A 1879-nucleotide genomic window follows, 5' to 3' on the forward strand; every position below is an offset into this window, starting at 1 on the left:
TCAACGATTTTATTTAGCAAGAATACATTACACTATTTAAATCTAAAGTCAAGTTTGTAGTTGTAGAGCCATGGGATATGTGGGTCAATATTTTTTTGCATTAATTTTTGAGGGAGGTTGATAAATTCCTCGGTTTTCAAATAATCGGAATGTCCGTATAGTGTAACAATAATGGTATCATCTTTTACCCTGATGTCTCCATCGTTCCAGGCCAGAACCTCATCGGCAAGGTGGCGTGCGTTCCATTTTTTATATTCCGCGCTCAAGCTTTTTCTCAGCTCGTAAGTTGCGGCCTGGGCCAGCATTGACATGGCCAACCCCCCATACCTGATGTTCAGGTTCATTGTCGAAGCCCGGTTGAGCCCCATGTCGTTTTCAAACCTAAAGAATTCCTCTACAGTCCACCTATCGTCATAATCGTTGCACAAAAGGGACTTTGCAGCTTTGTTGGAAGTGGTCAGGAAAGCTCCATAGCTATATTCCTTTTCCCCGAAACGTTCCGCAATAAAGCGGTGTTTTGTTTTCTTGCCGTCAAAATTAAAATTGCTTTCGGCAAGGGCAAATCCCGCATCCAGTTTTCTATATTCAAGCGATTGCATGATGCCTTTTACCCTTTGGGTGTTCATGGCAGGGACCAGCAGGTCGAATGTTTTATGGGCTGACACCTCTTCGAATAATCCATTTGTGAAATGCTCTTTGTCCGCCACCAAAAGAGAGGGGGTTTTTATTATCTTTCCCGTTGCCGATATCAGCTCAAGGGTAGCCTTTGTGGTTGGCATCCCGGTCGATGACATGGTGGCCATTATGGGCTGGCCTGTTTGTGCCGATACGCAAAAAAAAGTTTGCAGCATCTTTTGAGTGGGGGCATCTGTTTTTTTCTTTTTTTTGGACATCACCCGTTTCGAACTGCTCAATATCCGGTGCGGGTCCACGGCTATTATATCACCCCCGTAATGTCCGCACAGCTTGCGTTGCATGCCTAAGTTGAGCATCATGTCGTAGCTGTCTTTTACCGTGTGCCCGTTCAACAAAAGGTGTGCCTGCTCGTCGGAAGCAAGCCTGCCCATGCCGTTGAGCAACTGAAAACCTTGATGTCCCAACGAATTCTTTCTCCTGACACGGTTAACGCACATTGCAGACTCATTGACCAATTGCATCGCAAGCCTTGGCTCAATGTCCGTGTCCATTCTATTGCTCCAACCTTTCAGTATATCCCATGCGCCAAGCTTTAAAAGACCGGGCACCAACAGCCACATGCCAACCGATGTGCCGGACACTTTATTTGCCAAAATGGCCCTGAACTCACGCTCGTTGACCTTGGGTGTCAGGATGCTGCTTTTGGAGCTCCGCTTGGACTTCTGTTCTATTATCTTTGTGCTTTCTCCCTCTGTTTCTTTAATTGTTTTATGTAGCCCTTTTTTTCAAGCCCGTATTCCCTGATAGTTCGTTCAACACTCCTTTGGCTTATAAAATCCCCTGTCTGGTTCATTTTTTGCGCAATGACCCCGCAGTTGGCGTCAGGGTCTAAAAAACGGTGGCGGATGATCTTCTTCTCTATTTCCTCTGTTCGCTTATAATTGGATTTTGGACCTTTAGGTTTATCCATCAACGCCTGGCACCCCCCTTCTTCGTATTGCTTTTTGACCGTGTAAAAATATTCCCTGGTGTAGCCATATCTTTTTGCGATTTTCTCAATGGTGTCTTCATTTGCAGTAGCCGCCTCCATTAACATGGAAAATTTCCAGGCAATGGAGTCCGTTGGCTTTATCTCCAACGAGATAGCCCCTTTGTGAGATTTGGAGAAGAGTCTAGTTTTCATTTGTGTAATATTTATTATGGCGACATAAATATACCAATAAATATTTAATAATCCTACATG

General features: G+C 44.6%; 2 protein-coding genes. Both read right to left on the reverse strand.

Features of this window, described 5'->3' with window-relative positions:
- Window positions 1–32 precede the first annotated feature (32 nt).
- On the reverse strand, window positions 33–1277 hold the full coding sequence (locus tag ACRD64_RS25190) for a transposase (RefSeq protein WP_430937400.1): 1245 nt from the start codon (window positions 1275–1277) through the stop codon (window positions 33–35).
- A gap of 89 nt (window positions 1278–1366) precedes the next feature.
- Complete coding sequence (locus tag ACRD64_RS25195) at window positions 1367–1819, reverse strand: helix-turn-helix domain-containing protein (RefSeq protein ID WP_430937402.1); 453 nt, start codon at window positions 1817–1819, stop codon at window positions 1367–1369.
- Window positions 1820–1879: the final 60 nt, after the last annotated feature.

It is taken from the genome of Saccharicrinis sp. 156, assembly GCF_050589685.1.
Classification (GTDB): domain Bacteria; phylum Bacteroidota; class Bacteroidia; order Bacteroidales; family Marinilabiliaceae; genus Saccharicrinis.

What these genes read in the sequence shown, in the direction of transcription:
- ACRD64_RS25195 (WP_430937402.1), bottom strand. Translation starts at nt 1,819, where the DNA reads ATGAAAACTAGACTCTTCTCCAAATCTCACAAAGGGGCTATCTCGTTG.